At 69.5% G+C, this 15,917-nt stretch carries 12 protein-coding genes; 8 read left to right on the top strand and 4 right to left on the bottom strand.

Annotated features, from left to right (window positions below):
* Positions 1 to 188 precede the first annotated feature (188 nt).
* The 4 genes from CHC02_RS23935 to CHC02_RS23950 form a co-directional block, all read right to left on the bottom strand.
* Positions 189 to 1,196 carry an alpha/beta fold hydrolase gene (locus CHC02_RS23935; RefSeq protein WP_089393903.1) on the bottom strand — a complete coding sequence of 336 codons (1,008 nt, stop codon included), beginning with the start codon at positions 1,194 to 1,196 and terminating at the stop codon, positions 189 to 191.
* Between the two features lie 262 nt (positions 1,197 to 1,458).
* Positions 1,459 to 2,319 (bottom strand): helix-turn-helix transcriptional regulator, encoded by an 861-nt coding sequence (locus tag CHC02_RS23940; protein ID WP_089393959.1) that lies wholly within the window; start codon positions 2,317 to 2,319, stop codon positions 1,459 to 1,461.
* Positions 2,320 to 2,372: 53 nt separating this feature from the next.
* The gene (locus CHC02_RS23945) at positions 2,373 to 3,791 is read right to left on the bottom strand and encodes an aminotransferase (RefSeq protein WP_089393904.1); all 1,419 of its coding nucleotides are present in this window, start codon (positions 3,789 to 3,791) and stop codon (positions 2,373 to 2,375) included.
* 97 nt (positions 3,792 to 3,888) lie between these two features.
* Entirely contained in the window at positions 3,889 to 4,992 is a 1,104-nt protein-coding gene (locus CHC02_RS23950; RefSeq protein WP_089393905.1) for a polyamine ABC transporter substrate-binding protein, read from the bottom strand.
* A 157-nt stretch (positions 4,993 to 5,149) separates the two neighbouring features.
* Here CHC02_RS23950 and CHC02_RS23955 point away from each other — a divergent pair, with 157 nt between their 5' ends.
* The 8 genes from CHC02_RS23955 (at position 5,150) to CHC02_RS23990 (ending at position 15,793) form a co-directional block, all read left to right on the top strand.
* Complete coding sequence (locus tag CHC02_RS23955) at positions 5,150 to 5,797, top strand: TetR family transcriptional regulator C-terminal domain-containing protein (RefSeq protein ID WP_089393906.1); 648 nt, start codon at positions 5,150 to 5,152, stop codon at positions 5,795 to 5,797.
* Positions 5,798 to 5,907: 110 nt separating this feature from the next.
* On the top strand, positions 5,908 to 6,648 hold the full coding sequence (locus CHC02_RS23960) for a response regulator transcription factor (RefSeq protein WP_089393907.1): 741 nt from the start codon (positions 5,908 to 5,910) through the stop codon (positions 6,646 to 6,648).
* A 2-nt stretch (positions 6,649 to 6,650) separates the two neighbouring features.
* The gene (locus CHC02_RS23965) at positions 6,651 to 7,418 is read left to right on the top strand and encodes a substrate-binding periplasmic protein (RefSeq protein WP_089393908.1); all 768 of its coding nucleotides are present in this window, start codon (positions 6,651 to 6,653) and stop codon (positions 7,416 to 7,418) included.
* Entirely contained in the window at positions 7,415 to 9,616 is a 2,202-nt protein-coding gene (locus tag CHC02_RS23970; RefSeq protein WP_089393909.1) for an ATP-binding protein, read from the top strand. Before CHC02_RS23965 ends, CHC02_RS23970 begins: the two co-directional genes overlap by 4 nt.
* Positions 9,617 to 10,015: 399 nt before the next feature.
* Entirely contained in the window at positions 10,016 to 11,419 is a 1,404-nt protein-coding gene (locus tag CHC02_RS23975) for an amino acid permease (RefSeq protein WP_089393910.1), read from the top strand.
* Positions 11,420 to 11,722: 303 nt separating this feature from the next.
* The gene (locus CHC02_RS23980) at positions 11,723 to 12,511 is read left to right on the top strand and encodes an enoyl-CoA hydratase/isomerase family protein (RefSeq protein ID WP_089393911.1); all 789 of its coding nucleotides are present in this window, start codon (positions 11,723 to 11,725) and stop codon (positions 12,509 to 12,511) included.
* Between the two features lie 16 nt (positions 12,512 to 12,527).
* Positions 12,528 to 13,688 (top strand): acyl-CoA dehydrogenase family protein, encoded by a 1,161-nt coding sequence (locus CHC02_RS23985; RefSeq protein WP_089393912.1) that lies wholly within the window; start codon positions 12,528 to 12,530, stop codon positions 13,686 to 13,688.
* A gap of 11 nt (positions 13,689 to 13,699) precedes the next feature.
* Positions 13,700 to 15,793, top strand: a complete 2,094-nt coding sequence (locus CHC02_RS23990; protein ID WP_089393913.1) for an acetate--CoA ligase family protein — start codon at positions 13,700 to 13,702, stop codon at positions 15,791 to 15,793.
* Positions 15,794 to 15,917: the final 124 nt, after the last annotated feature.

Consider the following 15,917-nt stretch of genomic DNA (forward strand, 5'->3'; position numbering starts at 1 on the left):
CGTGGCTTCCTCGAACAGGCCTAATACATAGATGCAATCGGGTTCCTCTGTTCAAAAGCGGGTTGACGGTGGGGGTGAGTCCATACATAGGAGCGAGCTTGCTCGCGAACGGATTTCCCGGCGGCTGCGGTGCCGTGCGGTTCGCGAGCAAGCTCGCTCCTACGAAGAGCCCATCGGTGCGGCCAGCCTCAATGTTTGAGCTCGGCCAGGCCCTTGAGCAGCGCCGCGTGGAACGCCTGCGGGTCCTGGATCTGCGGCGCGTGGCCGAGCTTGTCGAACTCCACCAGGGTGGCGTGGGGGATGGCCTGGGCGGTGCGCTTGCCCAGCTCGGCGTAGTTGCCCAGCCTGGCGCGCAGCGGCTCGGGGGCGATGTCCTTGCCGATCGCGGTGTTGTCCTGGGTGCCGATCATCAGCAGGGTGGGCGCCTGGATCTGGCCGAATTCGTAGAGCACCGGCTGGGTGAAGATCATGTCGTACTGCAACGCCGAGTTCCACGCCACGCGCTCGTGGCCGGAGCCGTTGTAGAGGCCGGCGAGCATGTTCACCCACTTGTCGTATTCCGGCTTCCACTGGCCGGCGTAGTAGGTGGCCTGCTCGTACTTGCGGATGCCCTCGGCGCTGGTCTTCAGCTCGCGCTCGTACCACTGGTCCGGGGTGCGGTAGGGCACGCCCAGGGCCTTCCAGTCCTCCAGGCCGATGGGGTTGACCAGCACCAGCTGCTCGACCTGCTGCGGGTACATCAGCGCGTAGCGCGCGGCCAGCATGCCGCCGGTGGAGTGGCCGAGCAGCGTCACCTTGTGCAGCCTGAGCTTGTCCAGCAGGGCGTGGGTGTTGCTGGCCAGCTGCTGGAAGCTGTACTGGTAGTGCTCCGGCTTGGTGGACTTGCAGAAGCCGATCTGGTCCGGCGCCACCACCCGGTAGCCGGCGGCGCTCAGGGCGGCGATGCTGGCCTCCCAGGTGCCGGCGCAGAAGTTCTTGCCGTGCAGCAGCACCACCGCGCGGCCGTTGGGCTTGGCCGGCTTCACGTCGATGTAGGCCATGTGCACGTGCTTGCCCTGGGAGGCGAAGCTGAAGTGCCCCACCGGGTAGGCGTAGTTGAAGCGTTCCAGTTCGGGACCGTAGTTCGGCTTGGTTTCGGCGGCCTGCAGCGGCAGGGCGGCGGCCAGCAGCAGGGCGGGGAGCCAGCGTCGGAACATGGGGTTTCCTCGGGAGGGCGTGGGGAATGCTCTAGCATGCCTGGGGAGGGCCAGGGCTGGGAAGGGCGCAGCTGAGGTTGCAGGCCGCGCCGAGGTGCTTTCGTAGGATGGGTTGAGTTTGCGAAACCCATGCGGTCGCGGCGATGGGTATCGCTGCGCTCAACGCCATCCTACTGTAGGAGCGGGCCCTGCCCGCGAATCGCGCGCAGGGCGCGCTCCTACATGGGGTGGCTTCGGTGACTCCGTTCGCGATGGCGGCGTTTCAGGCGGGCCCGTCGCGGGTCAGCCAGTCGATGAACAGCGAGAACAGTTCCGCCTGGGAGTTGATCTCGAGCTTGGTGTAGAGGTGCTTGCGGTGCATGCGCACCGTCTCCGGCGAAATGTCCAGCACCCGCGCGCTGGACTTCACCGAGTGGCCGCGCAGCAGCAGGTGGGCGATTTCCCGTTCGCGCTCGGTCAGGCAGTCGCCGCCGAAGTTCATGAAGGCTTCGCGGATGTGCCAGTTCAGCGCCGCCGCCGGTTGCGCGCCGGCGTCGCCGCCGGCCAGCAGCAGGTCGAGGCCGCCGCGGCTCTCGAACTGCCGGCACAGCTCGCGCACCAGCGGCAGGGCGGCGCGCAGCAGCTCGGTCTGCGCCTCGCTGAAGCGCGCGCCGCTGCGGCCCTGGTACACGCACAGGGAAAGCTTGCGCTGGGCGTCGAGGTCGACGATGTAGTGGCTGTCTTCCACCGAGCCGCACTTGAGGTAGTAGGTCTTGTAGTACTCGCTGGCGAAGAAGTCGTCCGGGGCGATTTCCGCCAGCGGGTAGAAGCCCTCGGCCAGGCCGCCTTCGATGGCCAGGCAGAAGGGGTCGAGCAGGTAGCCGCGGGCGTAGTAGCGCTCGGTCAGCGGCTCGCGGTAGGCCTCGGGGATGCCGTGCTGGAACAGGTGGCGCGGCGGCTGGCCCTTGCGCTCCAGGCCGAACAGCGAGGACTCGATGGGCACCAGCGCGCCCAGGGCCTCCACCAGGCGCGCCGGGAATTCCGCCGTGGCCACCGCGGCCATGGCGCGCGCCAGCCCCGCATGCCAGGCATGCAGGGCCGGGCTGTTGAGTGGGGCATCGAGTGGGGTGGCCGGTGTGCTCATGGTCGGCAGCATACGGCCGCCGCCGACCAGCTGCAAAGCGCCGCGTCCGCGCATCAATGCCCCGCGTAGTCGCCGCTGCGCTTGAGGTCCTCGGCGGTCTCGAGGATGGCCTCGCGCAGGGTGTCGACCACTTCGTCGACCTGCTCGCGGGTGATGGTCAGCGGCGGCGACATCACGTTCAGGTGCACGATGGGCCGCACCAGCAGCCCCCGGGCCTGGGCCCGCAGGTGGATCTTCTCGCCGATGTTCAGCTCCTCCGGGAACAGCGTCTTGCTGCGCTTGTCGGCGACGAACTCGACGCAGGCCATCAGCTTCTGGCAGCGCACGTCGCCCACCAGCGGCAGCCCGGCCAGTTCCTGCAGGCGCTGCTCCAGGTAGGCGCCGACCTCGTTGACGTGCGCCAGCAGGTTCTCGCGCTGGATGATCTCGATGTTCTTCAGCGCCGAGATGCAGCTCACCGGGTGCCCGCTGTAGGTGAAGCCGTGGCTGAAGCAGCGGCCCTGGTTCGGCTCGGCGATCACCTTCCAGATGCGGTCCGAGAAGATGCACGCGCCCAGCGGCAGGTAGCCGGAGGTCAGGCCCTTGGCGGTGGTGATGATGTCCGGCTGCATGCCGAACACGTCCTCGGAGGCGAAGAAGGCGCCCAGGCGGCCGAAGGAGGTCACCACCTCGTCGGCGACGTAGAGCAGGTCGTACTTCCGGCATACCTCCCACATGCGCTTGTGGTAGCCCTTCGGCGGGATGATCACGCCGCCCGAACCCATGATCGGCTCGGCGAAGAAGGCCGCCACGTTGTCGGCGCCCAGTTCCAGGATCTTGTCCTCGAACTCCTTGACCAGGAACTCCAGGAAGTCCGCCTCGGTCATGCCCTCCGGCGCGCGGTAGGGGTTGGGGCAGGAGATGTGGTGGATGAGGTCCTCGAGGAAGTCGAACTCCGCCGGGTGGTCGGCGACCTTGCCGCCCAGGGACATGGTCAGGAAGGTGGAGCCGTGGTAGGCGTTGACGCGGCTGATGATGTGCTTCTTGGCGTGCTTGCCGCGGCAGTTCTGGTAGTACTGGATCAGCCGGTAGGCGGTGTCCACGGCGGTGGAGCCGCCGGTGGTGAGGAACACGTGGTCGAGGTCGCCCGGGGCCAGTTCGGCGAGCTTCTCGCAGAGCTGGATGGCGGTGACGTTGGCCATGTCGCAGAAGGGGTTGGAGTAGGCCAGCTGGCGCACCTGCCCGGCGATGGCCTCGGCCATCTCCTCGCGGCCCAGGCCGATGTTGGTGCACCACATGCCGCCCACGGCGTCCAGGTAGCGGTTGCCCTTGGTGTCGTAGATGTAGGCGCCTTCGCCCGCGGCAATGTTCAGCGCGCCGTTCTCGCGGTGGTCGTCGAACACGTGGTAGCCGTGGACGTAGTGGGCCTTGTCGGCGGCGACCAGCTTCTCGTCGTCGAACCGGGCGAAGAAGGCGGCGGATGGGGTGGTCATGGCAGTACCTCGATAGTGCGGTTTCAACTCGTTAATTCCGTTTCCCTCTCCCTGAAGGGAGAGGGCTGGGGAGAGGGGGCTCTTGCTTGAACAGATGTCAGGTCCCGGTCTTCACCGCATTCCACGTCCGGGTGATCAGCCGCGTGGCCTTGGGCCCCTGGACCTTCTGGGTGAACAGCCGCGAGCGCGTCTCGGCGTCCGGGTAGATCGCCGGGTCGTCGCGCACCTCGGTGGCCAGCAGCGGCTTGGCCGCGATGTTGCTGCTGGCGTAGCGGATGTAGTCGCTGACGTCGGCGGCCACCTTCGGCTGCAGCATGTATTCGATGAACTTGTGGGCGTTGGCCACGTGGGGCGCGTCGGCCGGGATGTAGAAGTCGTCGAACCAGATCAGCGAGCCTTCCCTGGGCACGAAGTAGCCCAGCTTGACCTTGGCCCCGGCCTCGTCGGCGCGGGCCTGGGCGGTGGCGTAGTCGCCGGACCAGGTCATGGCCATGCACTGGTCGCCGTTGGCCAGGCCGTTGAGGTAGCTGGTGGAGTCGAACTTGCGGATGTAGGGTCGGATCGACTGCAGCAGCGCCTGGGCGGCCTTGAGGTCCTCGGGGCTGGCGCTGTTCGGGTCGCGCTTGAGGTAGGCCAGGGCCAGGGGGATGACGTCGGTGGGCGAGTCGATGATGGTCACCCCGCAGTCGGCGAATTTCGACACCACCTTGGGATCGAACAGCATCGCCAGCGAGCCGATGGGCGCGTCGGGCATGCGCTGCTTGATCTTGTCGATGTTGTAGGTGATGCCGTTGCTGCCCCAGGTATAGGGCGCCGAGTACTGCACGCCCGGGTCGTAGTGGTCCAGGTGCTTGAGCACCTCGGGGTCGAGGTTGTTCCAGCTGGGCAGCCGGCTCTTGTCCAGCGGCTGGAACACCCCGGCCTTGAGCAGCGGCGGCACCAGCGCGGCGTTGAGCACCACCAGGTCGTAGCCGGAGCGGCCAGGCAGCAGCTTGCCCTGCACCGTCTCGTAGGAGTCGAAGGTGTCGTAGACCACCTTGATCCCGGTGGCCTTCTCGAAGTCGGCGATGGTGTGCTCGCCGATGTAGTCGGTCCAGTTGTACAGCCTCAGCGTGTTGGCGCCGTCGGTGTCCGCGGCCTGGCCGAGCAAGGGGCTCAGCGCCAGGGCCGTGCCCAGGATCGCTGCGAAGGGTTTGTACATGTCACTCCCACCTGTGGTTGTTTTCGAGGGTCGTGTCGGCTGTGGCCACTGTCCGCCGCCGGCCTTCGCCGGGCCATTCCCCGAATGGGTGGGTGGGGCTGGTATGCTGTTGCACATTCGTTCAGATTGGCGGCCTCGGACACAGGAGCGGCAGGCGATGAACCAGGCAGTGCGCTTTTCCCGGCTGGAACCCGAGCAGCGCAAGGCGCTGCTGATCGAGGCCACCCTGGCGTGCCTGAAGCAGCACGGCTTCCAGGGCGCGTCCATCCGCAAGATCTGCGCCGAGGCCGGGGTTTCGGTGGGGCTGATCAACCACCACTACGCGGGCAAGGACGAGCTGGTCGCCGAGGCCTACCTGACGGTCACCGGGCGCGTCATGCAGCTGCTGCGCGAGGCCATCGACCAGGCCGCGCCGGATGCCCGCGCGCGCCTCTCGGCGTTCTTCCGCGCCTCGTTCAGCGCCGAACTGCTCGACCCGCAGCTGCTCGACGCCTGGCTGGCGTTCTGGGGCGCGGTGAAGACCGCCGAGGCGATCAACCGCGCCCACGACCATTCCTACGGCGAGTACCGCGCCCTGCTGGCCCAGGCGCTGGACCAACTGGCCGAGGAGGAGGGCTGGGCCGACTTCGACGCCGACCTCGCCGCCATCGCCCTGTCGGCCATGCTCGACGGGCTGTGGCTGGAATCCGGGCTGAACCCCAACACCTTCACCCCCGAGCAGGGCGTCCAGGTCTGCGAGGCCTGGGTCGACGGCCTGCAGGCCGGCGGGCGGCAGCGCTTCAGCCGCCGGCCGGCGGACTGTTGATCGGCCGTTCAGCAATCGCTACTCTGCGCCGGCCCCTGGGAAATTTCCCACGGGCGTCCATCCTCTAATAAGAAATCCGCCGCGACCTCGCCGGCGGCCGCAGCAGGGTATTGGCGATGGCTCCCCGTGTACTGATCGTCGACGACGATCCGCTGATCCGCGAACTCCTCCAGTCCTACCTCGTCGGCGAGGGCTACGAGGTAGCCTGCGCCAGCACCGCCGAACAGGCCGAGGCCAGCCTGGCCGACGCCGAGCAGGGCGGCCCGCCGTTCGACCTGGTGCTGCTGGACATCCGCCTGCCCGGCAAGGACGGCCTGACCCTGACCCGCGAACTGCGGGTGCGCTCGGAGGTGGGCATCATCCTCATCACCGGGCGCAACGACGACATCGACCGCATCGTCGGCCTGGAGTGCGGCGCCGACGACTACGTGATCAAGCCGCCGAACCCGCGCGAGCTGGTGTCGCGGGCGAAGAACCTGATCCGCCGCGTGCGCCACGCCCGCGCCCCTGCCCCGGCCGCGCCGGTGCGCCAGCCGCTCAAGCGCTTCGCCCACTGGCGCCTGGACGCCGACCGCCGGCGCCTGGTCGACCGCGACGGCAGCGAAACCCCGCTGACCCACGGCGAGTTCCAGCTGCTCAGCGTGTTCCTGCGCAACAGCGGCCACACCTTGAGCCGCGACCAGCTGATGGACCAGATCCGCAACCGCGAGTGGCTGCCCAACGACCGCTCCATCGACGTGCTGGTCGGCCGCCTGCGCCGCAAGCTGCGCGACGACCCGGCCGAACCCGAACTGATCATCACCATCCACGGCGCCGGCTACCTGTTCACCGCCGCCCCCAGCGACGCCTGAGCATGCGCTGGCTGGCCCTGCTCGCCCTGGCGCTGTGTGGTTTGGCGCCGGCCGCCGAGCGCGTACGTTACTGCGACTACCCGGTGTACCCGCCGGTGTCCTGGAGCGACGGCCACGAGGTGCGCGGGCTGGCGCCGCAGGTGGTGAAGAGCGTGCTCGGCGGGCTCGGCTACGAGGTGCAGGTGGTGGTGCTGGGCAACTGGAAGCGCTGCCTGCTGGACGCCGCCGCCGGGCGCGTCGACGTGGTGCTGGCCTACCGCACCGAGCAGCGCGACCAGGGCCTGGCCTTCGCCGAGGCGCCGGTGCTGCGCGAGGAAGTGGCGCTGTTCTACAACCGCCGCAAGCCGGTGCGCTTCCAGGGCCTGGACGACCTCGCCCGCTACCGCGGCGGGTTGCTCTTCGGCGAGAGCTATGGCGCCGGGTTCGACCGCTTCGTCGCCAGCCACGACAACATCGAGTACGTCTCCGACAGCCGGCAGAACTTCGGCAAGCTGATCCGCCAGCGCATCGACTTCATCCCCTACGAGCGGCGCACCGGGCGGCTGTTCGTCGAGCGCCTGCCGGGCGGCGCGGACATCGTGGACGCGCCGCGGCCGATCACCGTCGACTACCTGCGCCTGGCGGTGTCGCGGCATTCGCCGCTGCAGGCCCGCCTGGGCGAGATCGACGCCGCCCTGCGCCGTCTGCAGGCCGACGGCAGCCTGGCGCGCTGGCTGGACGAAAGCGAGCGCGACTACCGCGCCATGCTCGCCGCCGGTGCGCAGCCGTGAGGGGCCTGCGCGCCCCCGGCCCGCTGGCGCGTCGCCTGCTGCTGCGGGTGCTGGCCTTCAGCCTGTGCTTCACCCTGCTGGCCGGCGCCGTGCAGCTGTACCTGGAATACCGCCGCGAGATGCGCGACATCGAGACCCGCCTGGAGCTGATCCGCAGCGGCTACCTGGCCAGCTTCGAGCGCAGCCTGTGGGACCTCAACCAGGCCCAGCTCAACGTGCAGCTGCACGGCCTGGTGGACTTCCCCGACATCGCCTGGGCCAGCCTGGCCAGCGCCGACTTCAACCTTGTCCAGGGCGACATCCAGGCCCCCGGCCCGCTGCGCGTCGAGCACTTCCCGCTCAGCTACCAGCCGCCGGACGGCGAATCGCGGGCCCTCGGCGAGCTGGCCGTGGCCATCGACCTGGGCGCCATCTACCGCCGCCTGTGGCTCGGCGGGCTGAGCAACCTGCTGTGGATGGGCCTGTTCCTCTGCGGCCTGGCGGTGGCCCTGAGCTGGCTGTTCCACAAGCTGGTGACGCGCCACCTGGAGCGCATGGCCGAGTTCGCCGGGCGCATGGCCGGCGGCGACCTGCAGCAGCCACTGCGGCTGGACAAGCGCATCCGCGCCGAGGACGACGAGCTGGACACCGTGGCCCACGCCCTCGACGACATGCGCCAGGCCCTGCGCGAGGAACGCGACGAACTGCAGCGCCAGGTCGAGCGGCGCACCGCCAGCCTGCGCCGGGCCAAGGACGAGGCCGAGGCGGCCAACCAGGCGAAGACGCGCTTCCTGGCCACCATGAGCCACGAGATCCGCACCCCGCTCAACGGCATCCTCGGCATGGCCGAGCTGCTGCGCGACGCGCCCCTGGGCGAGCTGGAGCGCAAGCGCCTGCACGCCCTGCACAAGGCCGGCGAAGGCCTGCTGGCGGTGCTCAACGAAGTGCTGCACTTCGCCAAGCTGGAAGACGGCGCCAGCCTGCCGGAGCCGGTGGACTTCGACCTCGGCGAACTGCTCGACGAGGTGCTGACGCTGCTGGAGCCGCGCGCGGCAGCCAATGCCACAGTGCTGTCCTTGCGCCTGGACGCGGCCGTGCGCCGCCATTGCCGCGGCGCCGGGCAGTTCCTCCGCCAGGTCCTGAGCAACCTGGTGGCCAACGCGGTGAAGTTCACCGAGGAGGGCGAGGTGCGCCTGGAAGTGACGCTGCTGGCGCAACGGGGCGAGGCCCAGCGCCTGCGCTTCGCCGTGGTCGACGACGGCATCGGCATTCCCGCGGCGGTGCAGGCGCGCATCTTCGAACGCTTCACCCAGGCCAGCGAGGAAGTCACCCGGCGCTACGGCGGCAGCGGCCTGGGCCTGGCCATCAGCAAGCGCCTGGTGGAGGCCATGGGCGGCCGCATTGGCGTGCGCAGCGTGGAAGGCGAGGGCAGCACCTTCTGGTTCGAGGTCGAGCTGCAAGCCGCGCTGGCCCCCATGGCGGAACCGCGGGCGGCGCCGCGCAGCGAGCGTGCCCTGAGCGTGCTGCTGGTGGAAGACGTGCCGCTCAACCGCGAAGTGGCCCAGGGCCTGCTGGAGCGCGACGGCCACCGGGTACGCCTGGCCGAGGACGCCGACCCGGCCCTGGCCGCCTGCCGCGAACAGGCCTTCGACCTGATCCTGCTGGACATGCATCTGCCGGGCCTCGGCGGCATCGAGCTGTGCCAGGCGATCCGCGCCCAGGCCGACGGCCGCAACCGCGAGACGCCGATCCTGGCCTTCACCGCCAGCGTGCAACCGGCCCTGGTGCGCCGCTACTTCGACGCCGGCATGCAAGGCGTGCTGGCCAAGCCGCTGCGCCTGGACGATCTGCGCCGCGCCCTGGCCAACCTGCACGCGCCTGCGCCCGGGCCGGCAACGGACGGGGCGATCGACGCGCAGGTGCTGGCGACCCACCGCGAACTGCTGGGCGAGCACCGGGTGAACGAACTGCTGGGCGTGCTGCGCGACCTGCTGGCGCAACAGCTGCCGCTGCTGCACGAAGCCATCCGCGCCGGCGACGCCAGCGAGGCCGCCGGCCTGGCCCACCGCCTGGCGGGCAGTTGCCATTCCATGGGCCTGCGCGGCCTGGGCGAATGCCTGCACGGCCTGGAAGAGGCGGCACAGGCCGGCGAGCCGCTGCAAGCCTGGAGCGAAAGACTCGACACGCAACTCAGCGCCGCCAGGACGCACCTCCTGTAGGAGCGAGCTTGCTCGCGAACGGATCCCCCGGTGGCCGCGGTGCCATGCGGTTCGCGAGCAAGCTCGCTCCTACGAAAGGCACAAAATGCGCAGACCCAGCAGGGAGGCACGCGCATCCAGCAGGCACGGACAGTCCCCTCTCCCTGAAGGGTGAGGGGGCCGCACGGCATGCCCTGACGTTTCGGTGTCAGCCGGCACGTCAGGAAAGCTCGTTCGGAATACAAATTCCTTACAGCTTTTTACATCTTCGATCCCGCCGTTCAACGCGACCTTACATCCCCTTCGAATAATCCGGCGGTATCCGTGCCCGAGCCACGGCCTCTGACTGATTGGAGATAACAACAATGATCCAACGTAGAGTTCCGCTGCGCCGCGCCCGCCGTCTGCCGGGGGTGCGCCATGTCTGATTCGAAGCTCCAGCTCTCCCGCGCGCTCAAGAGCCGCCACATCTTCATGCTGTCCCTCGGCGGGGTGATCGGCACCGGCCTGTTCATGGGCGCCGGCGTCACCATCAACCAGGGCGGCCCGGCCGGCGCCGTGCTGGCCTACCTGGTGGCCGGCCTGCTGATGTACCTGGTGATGGTCTGCCTGGGCGAGCTGTCGGTGCAGATGCCCGTCTCCGGCTCCTTCCAGGCCCACGCCACGCGCTTCATCGGCCCGGCCACCGGGTTCATGATCGGCTGGGTGTACTGGATGAGCTGGGCCTCCACCGTCGGCCTGGAATTCACCGCCGCCGGCATGCTGATGACGCGCTGGTTCCCCGAGGTGCCGATCTGGATCTGGTCGGGCTTCTTCGTGGTCGTGCTGTTCTCCCTCAACGCCCTGGCCACCCGCGCCTTCGGCGAGGCCGAGTACTGGTTCGCCGGCATCAAGGTGGCGGCCATCCTCGCCTTCATCATCGTCGGCGTGCTGGTGATCTTCGGCGGCATCCACCTGAACGACGGCGCGCCGGCGCCGGGGCTGGACAACCTGGTCGGCGACAGCCTGTTCCCCAACGGCCTGTCGGCGGTGTTCGCGGTGATGATGACGGTGGTCTACGCCTTCCAGGGCTGCGAGATCATGGGCGTGGCCGCCGGCGAGACCGACCAGCCGGAGAAGAGCATCCCCCGCGCCGTGCGCAACGTGGTGTTCCGCGTGCTGATCTTCTACGTCCTGGCGGTCCTCGTGCTGGCCGCCATCATCCCCTGGCAGAAGGCCGGGCTGGTGGAGAGCCCCTTCGTGCAGGTGTTCGACATGGTCGGCATCCCCTACGCGGCGGACCTGATGAACTTCGTCATCCTCACCGCCATCCTCTCGGTGGGCAACTCCGGCCTGTACGCCTCCACGCGCATCCTCTGGGCCATGTCCAGGACCGGCATGGCGCCCAGGGGCCTGTCCAAGCTCAGCGCCCGCGGCGTGCCGCTGTACGCGCTGCTGATCAGCCTGGCCTTCGCCCTGCTCTCGCTGCTGACCAGCGTGGTCGCCGCCGACACCCTGTTCATGGTGCTGATGGCGGTGAGCGGGATGGCCGGCACCGTGACCTGGATCGTCATCGCCTACGCCCAGTACCGCTTCCGCCGCGAGCACATGGCCAAGGGGGGCAGCGTCAAGGACCTGAAGTACGCCGCGCCGCTGTTCCCGCTGATTCCCCTGGCCTGCATAGCGATCTGCTGCTCGCTGTTCGTGTTCCTGGCCATGGATCCGACCCAGCGCCCGTCGCTGTACTGGGGCTTCGGCTTCATCGCCGCGTGCTACCTGGCCTACTACGTGCTCAAGCGCAAGCGCCCGCAGTTGGCCGCCGAGGCGGTGCCCAGCGTCGGTTGAGCCTTCTGCACACAAGAAGCCCCGCCCTGCGGGGCTTTTGATTTTCTGTAGGAGCGGGCCCTGCCCGCGATTCGCGCGCAGGGCGCGCTCCTACAAAAGCCAGCCGTACCGGCATTTGTTCGAAGTTGTAACAGACTCTCCCGCCACACCCCTCCTGAACCCCACAGCCCCGCACCACGCGGCCTTCCCGCCATCCGGCGGGGCGTTACAAGCCACCCATTCGGGTGCATTGCCGTCTTGTTGAACACTTGTTTAGTATGGTGGCCAACACCGCCCTCATGCGACAACAACAACGAGGCCAGCATGACTCACGCATCCCCGCTCAGCCGGGTCCAGGACGGCATCGCCTGGATCACCCTGCACCGTCCCGAACAGCGCAACGCGCTGGACATCCCGACGCTGAAGAACCTGCACGCCCTGCTCGACGCCTTCGAGGCCGACCCGGCCGTGCGCGTCATCGTGCTGACCGGCGGGGGCCGCAGCTTCTGCGCCGGCGCCGACCTCGCCGAATGGGCCGAGGCCGAGGCCCGCGGCGAACTGGAAACCTACGGCTGGACCGAGACCGCCCACGCCCTGATGCGCCGCCTGCACGGCCTGGACAAGCCGACCATCGCCGCCGTCAACGGCACCGCCGTCGGTGCCGGGATGGACCTGACGCTGTGCTGCGACTTCCGCGTCGCCGGCGCCAGTGCGCGCTTCAAGGCCGGCTACACCGGCATGGCCTACTGCCCGGACGCCGGCGCCAGCTGGCACCTGCCGCGGCTGATCGGCGGCGAGGCGGCCAAGCGCCTGCTGTTCCTCGATGAGTTGTGGAACGCCGAACGCGCCCTGGCCGCCGGCCTGGTCGGCGAAGTGGTCGCCGACGAGCGACTGCTGGCCAGCGTCGGCGAGTTCGCCGCGCGCCTGGCCGCCGGCCCGACCTTCGCCTTCGCCCAGACCAAGCGCCTGATCCGCGACGGCGCCAACCGCACCCTGGCCCAGCAACTGGAAGCCGAGCAGGCCGCCGGGCTGCTCTGCGGGCGCAGCGAGGATGCCGCCGAGGCCCTGCGCGCCGTGGCCGAGAAACGTTCCCCCCACTTCCAAGGCCGTTGAGCGGCGAGGTGATTCCATGGATTTCAAGCTGACCCAGGAACAGGAAATGCTCGTCGAGGCGGTCAAGGCCTTCGTCGAGAAGGAACTGCTGCCCCACGAGGAAGAAGTCGACCGCGCCGACGCCGTGTCCCCGGAGCTGGCCGCGCAGATCCGCGGCAAGGCCATCGCCGCCGGCTTCTACGCCTTCAACATGCCCGAGGAAGTCGGCGGCGGCGGCCTCGACTACCTGTCCCAGGCGCTGGTGGAGCGCGAGCTGTCCAAGGTCTCCTGGGCGCTGCACGTGTTCGTCGCGCGGCCCTCGAAGATCCTCATGGCCTGCAAGGGCCAGCAGGTGCAGGACTACCTGCTGCCCTGCGTGAACGGCGAGAAGATCGACTGCTTCGCCCTCACCGAGCCGGGCGCCGGCTCCGACGCCAACTCGATCAAGACCCGCGCCGTGCGCGAGGGCGACGACTTCGTCATCAACGGCGCCAAGCACTTCATCAGCCACGCCGGGCACGCCGACTTCGCCATCGTCTTCGCCGTCACCGACACCTACGAGCACAACGGCAGGAAGCGCAACGCCGTGACCGCCTTCCTGGTCGACAAGGGCACCCCGGGCATGACCGTGCGCCGCGGCCCGCGCTGCGTCAGCAACAAGGGCTACCACACCTACGAGATCTTCTTCGACGACTGCCGCGTGCCGGCCGCCCAGGTCCTCGGCGAAGTGGGCAAGGGCTGGGAAGTGGCCAACGCCTGGCTCACCGCCGGCCGCGTGATGGTCGCCGCCAACTGCGTCGGCCAGGCCCAGCGCGCCATGGACCTGGCCCTGCAATGGTCGGCCGACCGCAAGCAGTTCGGCCAGGCCATCGGCAGCTACCAGGGCATTTCCTTCAAGCTGGCCGACATGGCCACGCAGATCCGCGCCGCCGAGCTGATGACCCTGCACACCGCGTGGAAGATGGACCAGGGCAGCATGACCGACGGCGAGGCCGGCATGGCCAAGCTGTTCGCCAGCGAAGTGCTGGGCAAGGTCGCCGACGAGACCGTGCAGATCTTCGGCGGCATGGGCCTGATGGACGAGGGCCCGGTGGAACGCATCTGGCGCAACGCGCGCATCGAGCGCATCTGGGAAGGCACCTCGGAAATCCAGCGCCACATCATCTCCCGCGAACTGCTGCGGCCGCTGCTGCGCTGATCGGTGATCCCATGAGCCAACGTGACAATCTCAAGCGCCTGCTGGCCCCGCGCCACCTGGCCTTCATCGGCGGCCGCAGCATGGCCCGCGCGCTCAAGCGCTGCGCCGAGGGCGGCTTCGCCGGGCCGATGTGGCTGGTCAACCCGCAATACGACCAGCTCGAAGGCGTGCCCTGCGTGCGCAGCATTGCCGAACTGCCCGAAGGCCCCGACGCGGTCTTCGTCGCCACCAACCGCGACCTGACCCTGCAGGCCGTCGCCGAACTGGCCGCCAAGGGCGCCGGCGGCGCCATCTGCTACGCCTCCGGCTTCGCCGAGACCGGCGCCGAAGGCCAGGCCCTGCAGCAGCGCCTGCTCGCCGCCGCCGGCGACATGGCCCTGCTCGGGCCGAACTGCTACGGCCTGCTCGACTACCTGCACGGCGCGGCCCTGTGGCCGGTGGCCCATGGCGGGCACATCGTCGAGAAGGGCGTGGCGGTGCTGACCCAGAGCGGCAACTTCGCCTACAACCTGTCGATGAGCGACCGCTCGCTGCCCGTCGCCTACATGGCCTCGGTGGGCAACCAGGCGCAGCTGGGCGTGGCCGAGCTGATGGACGTGCTGCTGGACGAGCCGCGCGTGACCGCCATCGGCCTGCACCTGGAGGGCCTGAAGAACGTTCCCGGCTTCGCCCGCGCCGCCTGCAAGGCGCTGCAGAAAGGCATCCCGGTGATCGCCCTGAAGACCGGCGTGTCGCAGATAGGCGCGGAACTGGCGCTCAGCCACACCAGCTCGCTGGCCGGCTCCGACGCGCTGTACGACGCACTCTTCGACCGCCTCGGGGTGATCCGCGTGAGCGGCCCGGTGAGCTTCATCGAAACCCTCAAGGCCGCCGCCTGCGGCAACCTGCCGGCCGGCCCGAGCCTGGCCGCGCTGGCCTGCTCCGGCGGCGACGCCGGGCTGATCGCCGACTACGCCGAGCGCAACGGCCTGCCGTTGCCCAAGCTGGTCGAGGCGCAGCGCGCCGAGCTGGCCCAGGTGCTGCCGGACTACGCCAACATCGCCAACCCGCTGGACTTCACCACCGCCATCTGGGGCGACGGCCCGGCGCTGGAGAAGATGCTCGACAGCGCCCTGCGCACGCCCGCCGACGCCGCGCTGCTGGTGCTCGACTACCCCGGCGAGGAAACCGGCGAGCGCCCGCAGTGCGACCTGCTGCTGGAGCTGTACTGCGCCGCGCTGAAGCGCCACGGCAAGGTCGGCTTCATCGCCTCGGCGCTGCCCGAACTGCTGCCGGCCCATGCCCGCGAACTGCTGCACGGCCACGGCGTGGCGGCGCTGCAGGGCGTGGAGGACGGCCTGGCCGCCTGGGGCCGCATCGCCCACTACCGCCAGCGCCGCGACGCGCTGCTGGCCCGTGGTGAAGCGGCGCTGGTGCCGCTGTGCCCGCAGGCCATCGAAGACGAGGGCCGGCTGCTGGACGAATGGGCTTCCAAGCAGGCGCTCAAGCCCTTCGGCCTGCCGCTGCCGGCGGCCGTGCTCAGCACCCCCGGGCAGGCCCGCGAGGCCGCCGCCGACCTGGGCTACCCGCTGGTGCTCAAGGCGGTCAGCGCCGAGCTGCCGCACAAGACCGAGGCCGGCGGCGTGGCGCTCAACCTGCGCAACGAGGCGGCCCTGGAGGCGGCGCTGTTCGACATGCGCGAGAGCCTGGCCAGGCACGCGCCCCAGGTGAAGTTCGAGCAGGTGCTGCTGGAGCGCATGGCCAGCCCGCCGCTGGCCGAGCTGATCGTCGGCATCAAGCGCGAGGTCGGCTTCGGCCTGGCCCTGGTGCTCGGCGCCGGCGGCATCCTCGTCGAGCTGCTCAAGGACAGCCGCAGCCTGCTGCTGCCGACCACCGACGCGGCCATCCGCGACGCCCTCCTGGGCCTGCGCAGCGCGCCGCTGCTCAGCGGCTTCCGCGGCCGCCCGGCGGTGGACATGGACAAGCTGGTGGACGCCATCCGCGCGGTGGCCGACTACGCCTGCGAGCACGCCGACAGCCTGCTGGAGCTGGACGTGAACCCGCTGCTGGTGAACGCCGAAGGCGCCGTGGCGGTGGATGCGCTGGTGCGGCTGGGCGACGGCTGAGGACCTGAAGGGGAACACGAACGCTCCCCTCTCCCTTCAGGGAGAGGGGCTGGGGGAGAGGGTGGTGGGCCGGTGCTGCGATGGCACCGGCAAGAGCCCCTCTCCCCAGCCCTCTCCCGCAAGC

It is taken from the genome of Pseudomonas delhiensis (genome assembly GCF_900187975.1).
GTDB classification, from domain to species: domain Bacteria; phylum Pseudomonadota; class Gammaproteobacteria; order Pseudomonadales; family Pseudomonadaceae; genus Pseudomonas; species Pseudomonas delhiensis.

Bases quoted from the DNA above. Each gene is read 5' to 3' on its own strand.
- CHC02_RS23965 (WP_089393908.1), top strand. From the start codon at position 6,651: ATGCGCTGGCTGGCCCTGCTCGCCCTGGCGCTGTGTGGTTTGGCGCCG.
- CHC02_RS23945 (WP_089393904.1), bottom strand. From the start codon at position 3,791: ATGACCACCCCATCCGCCGCCTTCTTCGCCCGGTTCGACGACGAGAAG.
- CHC02_RS23940 (WP_089393959.1), bottom strand. From the start codon at position 2,319: ATGAGCACACCGGCCACCCCACTCGATGCCCCACTCAACAGCCCGGCC.
- CHC02_RS23955 (WP_089393906.1), top strand. From the start codon at position 5,150: ATGAACCAGGCAGTGCGCTTTTCCCGGCTGGAACCCGAGCAGCGCAAG.
- CHC02_RS23985 (WP_089393912.1), top strand. From the start codon at position 12,528: ATGGATTTCAAGCTGACCCAGGAACAGGAAATGCTCGTCGAGGCGGTC.
- CHC02_RS23975 (WP_089393910.1), top strand. From the start codon at position 10,016: ATGTCTGATTCGAAGCTCCAGCTCTCCCGCGCGCTCAAGAGCCGCCAC.
- CHC02_RS23950 (WP_089393905.1), bottom strand. From the start codon at position 4,992: ATGTACAAACCCTTCGCAGCGATCCTGGGCACGGCCCTGGCGCTGAGC.
- CHC02_RS23990 (WP_089393913.1), top strand. From the start codon at position 13,700: ATGAGCCAACGTGACAATCTCAAGCGCCTGCTGGCCCCGCGCCACCTG.
- CHC02_RS23980 (WP_089393911.1), top strand. From the start codon at position 11,723: ATGACTCACGCATCCCCGCTCAGCCGGGTCCAGGACGGCATCGCCTGG.
- CHC02_RS23935 (WP_089393903.1), bottom strand. From the start codon at position 1,196: ATGTTCCGACGCTGGCTCCCCGCCCTGCTGCTGGCCGCCGCCCTGCCG.